Source organism: Streptomyces sp. NPDC054863 (genome assembly GCF_053610825.1).
In genome coordinates this window covers 26741-33794 of sequence record NZ_JBSGZD010000063.1, presented here as the reverse complement: position 1 = coordinate 33794, position 7054 = coordinate 26741, and the positions used below count along the sequence as shown (strand labels likewise).

Annotated in this window: 4 protein-coding genes; 2 read left to right on the top strand and 2 right to left on the bottom strand. The window is 73.1% G+C overall.

The window, feature by feature from the left end; all coding sequences use genetic code 11:
• Positions 1–188 precede the first annotated feature (188 nt).
• Entirely contained in the window at positions 189–2279 is a 2091-nt protein-coding gene (locus ACWGIG_RS14825; RefSeq protein ID WP_453321967.1) for a PhoX family protein, read from the top strand.
• 164 nt (positions 2280–2443) lie between these two features.
• On the top strand, positions 2444–3283 hold the full coding sequence (locus ACWGIG_RS14820; protein WP_453321966.1) for a CPBP family intramembrane glutamic endopeptidase: 840 nt from the start codon (positions 2444–2446) through the stop codon (positions 3281–3283).
• Here ACWGIG_RS14820 and ACWGIG_RS14815 read toward each other — a convergent pair.
• Complete coding sequence (locus ACWGIG_RS14815) at positions 3280–4932, bottom strand: alpha/beta fold hydrolase (protein ID WP_453321965.1); 1653 nt, start codon at positions 4930–4932, stop codon at positions 3280–3282. The two genes, ACWGIG_RS14820 and ACWGIG_RS14815, sit on opposite strands and share 4 nt — an antisense overlap.
• A gap of 134 nt (positions 4933–5066) precedes the next feature.
• Positions 5067–6989, bottom strand: coding sequence for an FUSC family protein (locus ACWGIG_RS14810; protein WP_453321964.1), 1923 nt, complete (start codon positions 6987–6989; stop codon positions 5067–5069).
• Positions 6990–7054 lie beyond the last annotated feature (65 nt).

Here is a 7054-nt window from a genome sequence, read left to right as displayed (position 1 = left end):
CCGCACCACGGTCCGGGGGCCGACGGCGTGTGCGGGGCCGGTGGTTCTTCCAGTCGGCTGGACTTCACCCTTCGTTCATCCGGCGTGCCCCGGCTGCGCCCTGTACGCACCTAGTGTCACGGCCGAAAGCCATCGGCCAGGCTGTCTCGAACAGATGACTGCCTGGTCACCCATCGGAGGGGACCGACGTGCGCAACCTGCTGCCGCTGCTCAACCCGTCGCCGCACGCCGGCGGACGTTCCGCGCTGACGTGCCGTTACCGCTGCGGAGACGCCTGTTTCCAGGAAGTCCCGAACACCAGCGACAACGAGTACGTCGGCGACGTCATCGCGGGGGTGCTGTCCCGCCGCTCGATGATGCGGGCGGCGGCGGTCGTCACGGTCGCCGCGACGGCGGGCGGCGCGCTCGTGACCGGCGGCACGTCGGAGGCGGTCGCGGCGGAGGCCGCGAAGCACCGCCCCGGGGGCGGTCAGGGCAACGGCGGCGGCGCGAAGCCCTCCGGCGCGAAGGGGCTCCGCTTCACGCCGGTCGCCCCCAACACCGACGACAAGGTCACGATCCCGGCCGGTTACGAGCAGAACGTCGTGATCCGCTGGGGCGACCCGATCCTGCGCGGCGCCCCCGCCTTCAACCCGGACAAGCAGACGGCGAAGGCACAGGCGGGCCAGTTCGGCTACAACAACGACTTCCTCTCCCTGCTGCCCCTGCGCGGCGAGGGCGGCGACCGCCAGGTGATGGTCGCCAACCACGAGTACACGGACGAAGTCCTGATGTTCAAGGGCTACGACCCGGAGAACCCGACCCGCGAGCAGGTCGAGATCGCCTGGGCCGCGCACGGCCTCGGCGTCGTCGTGGTCGAGGAGATGCGCCGGGGCGCGGGCCTGACCGCCGTCCCCCGCCACCACCTCAACCGCCGCATCACGGTCAACACCCCGATGAAGCTGACGGGCCCGGCAGCGGGCTCCAAGCTCCTCCGTACGTCCGCGGACCCGACCGGCACCAAGGTCTTCGGCACCTTCGCCAACTGCGCGGGCGGTACGACCCCCTGGGGCACCACGCTCCACGGCGAGGAGAACTTCAACGGCTACTTCGCCAACGCGGGCGACAACCCCACCGCCACCGACAAGCGGTACGGCATGACCAAGGGCGCCTCCGAGCGCAAGTGGGAACGGTTCGACAAGCGCTTCGACGTCAAGCAGGAGCCGCAGGAGTCGCACCGGCACGGCTGGGTCGTCGAGCTCGACCCGTACGACCCGGACTCGACCCCCCGCAAGCGCACGGCGCTCGGCCGCTTCAAGCACGAGGCCGCGCAGCCCCGTCTGACGGACGACGGCCGCCCGGTCGTCTACATGGGCGACGACGAGCGCTTCGACTACCTCTACAAGTTCGTCTCCTCGAAGCGCATGAAGAAGGGCAACTCGCGCTCCGCCCGCGAGCACAACCTGACCCTCCTCGACGAGGGCACGCTGTACGTCGCGAAGCTCACCGGTGACTCCCCGGCGGCCGAGATCGACGGCACGGGCAAGCACCCGAACGACGGCGAGTTCGACGGCACCGGCACCTGGATCCCGCTGGCGACCGGCACGAAGTCGCACGTGGCGGGCATGAGCGCCGAAGAGGTGTACGTCTTCACCCGCCTCGCGGGCGACAAGGTCGGCGCCACCAAGATGGACCGCCCCGAGGACGTCGAGCCGTCCCCGCGCACGGGCCGCGTCTACGTCGCCCTCACCAACAACACCGACCGCGGCAAGCCCGGCAAGCCCGGCGCGGACGAGGCCAACCCGCGCAACCTCAACAAGCACGGCCAGATCCTCGAACTCGCCGAGCACTGGGACGACCCGGCGGGCGACTCCTTCTCCTGGCGCCTCTTCCTCGTCGCGGGCGACCCCAAGGACCCGGCCACGTACTTCGCGGGCTTCCCCAAGGACAAGGTCTCCCCGATCTCCTGCCCCGACAACGTCGCCTTCGACGACCACGGCAACCTGTGGATCTCCACCGACGGCAACCAGCTCGGCACCCACGACGGCCTGTTCGGCGTCGCCACGGCCGGTGAGCGCCGGGGCGAGCTCAAGCAGTTCCTGACCGTCCCCAAGGGCGCCGAGACCTGCGGCCCGGTGATCCAGGACCGCCGCGTCCTGGTCGCGGTCCAGCACCCGGGCGAGATCGACGGCGCCACCGCCGAGAAGCCGCTCTCGGCGTGGCCCGACGGCCCGGGCAAGATGGTCCGCCCGGCGGTCGTCTCGGTCTGGCGCAAGGACGGGCGCGACATCGGCGTGTGAGGGTCCGGCCGCGCGGCGGAGGACGTGACCGCGCGCTGAGGGGGTGACTGTGCGTGGATTCGGGCGATGATGGCTTGAGTCCACGCACAGTCGTGTGTGGACTCAAGGCGCGGGCGGGCCGCAGCCGGTAGGCGCGCTCCACTCGGTGACCGGAGGGGGCCCGCGTGGCCACTGACCCCGAGAACGTCCCGGCGGAGTCGGGCCCGAGCCCCCGCCTCCCCCTCCCCCTGCGCGTCCTCACCGTCTTCGCCGTGGCGATCGGCCTCTGGCTGTTCGTCTTCCACGGCGCCCCGATCAGCCGCACGTACAGCCGCCCCACCCACGCGCTGCGCGCCGTACTGACCACCGTGCTGGTGGTTCCGGCGGTCCTGGTGGCGTGGCGTCTGCTGGACCGGCGCCCCTGGACGGAGCTCGGCATCCCGGCCGGCGTCCGCCCCGCCACCCGCAACGTCCTGCTGGGCGCGGCCTGTTGGGCGGCTCCCGCCGCCCTCGGCCTGGCGCTCTGTCTCGTCCTCGGCCTGGTGCGGATCACCCCCACCGCCCCCGCCCCGGACATCCTGCTGCACGTCGCAGTGCTGATCCCGCTGGTCCTCCTGTACGAGGCGCTGCCCGAGGAGCTCGTCTTCCGCGGTTACCTCCAGTCCAACCTGGCCCGTGCGCTGCGCCCCTGGCAGGCGATCGCCGCGCAGGCCGTGCTCTTCACGCTCTTCGGCTTCGTCCTCGGCACGGCCACCACCCCGGACCGCATCCTCATCTTCCTCGCGTTCGCCCTCGTCCTGGGGGTGTTCCGCACCGTCACCGGCGACATCGCGGCCGGCATCGGCTTCCACGTCGCGTACCAGACCGTCGCCCAGCTCTTCGTCGGCGAACGCGCGTCCTTCGAGGTGTCCGACACGGCGGTGTTCGGCGCCCTGGTCCTGGGCGGGCTGCCGTTCGCACTGGGCTGGCAGGCGATGCTGCGGCTGCGGGGCAAGGGCGTGGACCGGCGGTCGGGGCGAGGCTAGACCGGTGGGCAGGTGCCGTCCTTCGGTCCGGCGCCGTCCACCAGGGTGCGGGTGAGCGCCGTGTTCACGCATTCGCTGCCGCGCAGGGTCACGCCGTGGACCTGGCCGCCGACCTTCAGGAGTGACGCGGGCAGGCGCTTGGCGACCGCTTCGGCTTCGGTGAGGGTGGTGCGGGGGTCCTTCTCGGCGTTGACGATCAGGGGGCGCGGGGCGCTCGTGGCGTTCTTCGGGTCTTTCGCGTCTTTCGGGCCGGCCGGGTTCTTCGTGGTGATCGGGCCCAGCGGGGTGCCGGTACGGGGCCACACCGCGCAGCCGACGTACTCCGCGGCGTTGACGGGGGCGCTGTCCGGCCGGCCGAGCTTCTTCGCGGTGTCGGTGATGTCCTTCAGGACGGCCGCGACGTCGTGCGGCCACGCGAAGTCGGTGCACTGGTTGCCGAGGTGGAAGGCCGTGGTGGGCGGGTCGTGCTTGAGGGCGGCGGCGACGTCCTTCGGGAAGCCCTTGTCGGCGTAGGCCTTGAGGTCGGCGTACGGGGTGGGTGTGCCCGTCGCGGTGCCCGTGGTTCCGGCCTCCAGCGCCTTGTCGACGGCTCGGCTGAAGCCGGGCCAGTCGGACGGGACCACCATGACCGCGTCGGCCGCCTCGGCCAGCTCCGGGGTCTTGGCCGCGACCGCGGTCAGCGCGGCCTCCGGCTCGGGCGCGATCGCGCACTCGGCGGGTCCCGAGGCGGTGCACCAGGCCCTGAACCCGGCGGTGGAGGCGCGGAGTCGGGACGCCGTCTGCTGTTCCTTGGAGGTGTCCTTGGTGCCGTTCGCCTCGTCCAGCGTCATGGAGCCGCCCAGGGCGTTCTCGGCGCCGGAGACGTCCGGGTCGACCGTGCCGTCGAGTACGGCGGCCCGGACGCGGTCCGGGTGGGTGCGCAGGTACTCCTGGCCGAGCAGGGTTCCGTAACTCAGGAAGAGGAGGCTGAGCTTGTCCTCGCCGAGGGCCAGCCGGATGGATTCGAGGTCGGCGGTGACGTCCTTGGTGCCGAGGTGTGCGGTCAACTCCCCGTACTTCGCACGGCACTTGGTCACGTACGCGTCGAGGGATGCGGTGACGGCCGGTACGTCGGCCTCGGCGAGGCCCGCCGGTTCGGCCTCGGCGAGCTGCCGGACCGGCGCGCCCGTCTCGCCGCAGTCCACCGGGGTGCTTCTGCCCGACCCGCGCCGGTCGAAGCCGACGACGTCGAACAGGGCGCGGATCTGCGGCGGCAGGAGGTTCGCCGAGGTGTAGAGACCGGGCAGGCCCGGCCCTCCCGGATCCATCACGAGCGCACCGATGCGGCGCTTGCGGTCGGTGGCGGGGAGGCGGGAGACGGCCAGGTCGAGGGTGCCGGAACCGGGTTTCGCCGCGTCGACCGGGACCTTGAGGGTGGCGCACTCGCGGGTGGTCTGACCGGTGAGGGGGCAGTCCTGCCAGTCCGCCTTGGGGGCGGGTACGGCGGGCGGCCCGGAAGGCTTGACGGGGCCGCCGCCGTCCTTGCCGCCGCCGCAGGCGGTGAGGGCGAGGGAGAGGACGAGGGACAGGGAGGTGGCGGCGTACCGGAGGCGTGGGGTGCGTCGCCGACCGGTTCGTGTCTGCGCCTGCCTCTGCGCCCGTGCTGCCACTGTGTGCCGACCCCTTCGCCGCCCTGCCGTCCTACCCGTTCCGGCCAGCATGGCAGGGGTGGGCGGGGCCGCATCCGGGGAGCACCCGTACGGGCCATGCGGTGGGGATGCCATGCGGTGGGGGTGGGGGGCGGTCAGGCGCCCGGCGTCGCGATCGCCCGGGCGGCCAGGACCTCCTGGTGGAGCGGGGCGAGGACGCCGGCCTCGGGGGATGCGGGGGATGCGGCGGCTTCGCAGGGTGCGGCGGCTTCGGAGGATGCGGCGGCTTCGGTGCGGGCGGCGTCGAGAGGGTGGCCGCGTACCGCAGGCGGTGTGTTCGCTGTCGCCAACATCTTTGCCAGGTCGTGGAGTTGGGCGGTCAGGGCGGCGACATCGGAAGCCGGAGGCGGCGGCGCGCCGTGGTCCACGCGGACCCGGGCGGCCGTCGTCGCGTCGACGATGCGTTCGACCGCGATGACCAGCGGCCACCAGGCGGCGGCTTGGCGGCCCATCGGCGGGGGCTCGGTGAGGGCGCGCTGGAATTCGGTGCGGATGGTCATCAGGTCCTTGTAGAGGGTGCGGCGGGCATGCGTGCGGCGGGTGCGGTCCACGGGGTGCGGGGGGAGAGGGGGGTGCGGGGGGACCGGAGGAAGCGGGGGATGCGGGGACTGCGGGGGCTGCGGAGGGTCGGCGAAGGCGAGGGCCAGGTAGTCCGCCGTGTCGGCGACCGCCTTCGCGAGACGGCTCCCGACCCTGGTGCGCCAGGTCTCCGGCCACAGCAGGTAGCCCGCCAGGAGCGTGATCGCGCAGCCGATGAGGCTGTCCCAGAGGCGGGGCAGGACCAGGCCGAAGCCCTGGTGGTTGAGGAGGTCGGAGAGAAGGAGGATCACCGGGGTGATGGCGGCCGTCTGGTAGGCGTAGCCGCGCACCGAGAAGAGCGGGATCAGCGCCGCGAGCACCAGCATCACGGGTACGTCCCACCAGCCGCGGGCCAGCGAGGAGAGGACCACGGCGGCCAGGACCAGCCCCGCCGCCGTGCCGATCGCGCGCAGCACGGCCCGGGAGAACACCGAGCCGAAGTCCGGCTTCATGACGAAGACGACGGTGAGCGTCACCCAGTACGAGCGCGGCACCTCGATGAGGGAGACCAGGCACTGGGCGAGCCCGATGCAGACGGCGAGGCGCAGCCCGTACCGCCAGGAGGCACCCGAGCGCGCCACGTTGCGCAGTGCGCGGCGGACGCGGATGCGCAGGGCGGCGGGGCGGCCGAGCCGGTCGTCGATGTTGTACGGGTCCGGGTCCTCGTCGCGGGCGATGTGGGCGGCGTACTCCAGGGCCCGGTCCACCGCGAGGGCCGCGGGAGTGGTGGGCGGCGGGCAGTCCGGGGGCGGGCAGTCCGGGGGCGGGCGGTGTTCGCCGCCCGCCTCGATGGTGCGGGCCAGGGTGCGTACCGTCGCGACGGCCTGGGGCGGCAGGCCGCCGCCCTGGAGGTGTACCGCTGGAGCCGCCTCGATCAGCGGGACCAGGGCGTTGAGCTGGGCGAGGCTGCGGACGAGTGTGCCGCGGCGGCCGTGTTCGCGGGTGCGGCGGCCGAGGATCAGGTCGTAGGCGACGTCGAGGGAGGCGGAGACGGCCTGTCTGCGGGCGGCGTAGCCGGAGGTTCCGGCGGCCTCCAGCAGGTTGCCGACCTCGCGGTACGCGACGGCGACCGCGGTGCGCTCGGGCACGCCGCCGCGCCACGGCCAGCCGAGCAGGGTGAGGAGGAGGACGAGGAGGCCGCCGAGGGTCATCAGGAGCGGGGCCGTCCACCAGGGGTCGGGCATCGGGAGGCCCGCGCCGACGGTGGCGTTGAGGATCAGGAGGAGGCCGGAGACCGAGGCCACCGCCCCGACGGAGGAGATCATTCCGGAGATCAGGGCGAGGGTGGTCAGGGCGGCCACGGCGACCCAGCCGTGGCCGTGCACGAGCGTCCCGAGGGTGACGCCGACCGCGCCGAAGAGCTGCGGCACGGCGATGTTGAGGATCCGCATCCGGTACGCGTCGGCGGTGTCGCCGATGACACCGCTGAGCCCGCCCATGGCGGCGAGCGCTCCGTACGCGCTCTGCCCGGCGGCCAGCCCGACGGCCAGCGGAATCGTGAGCG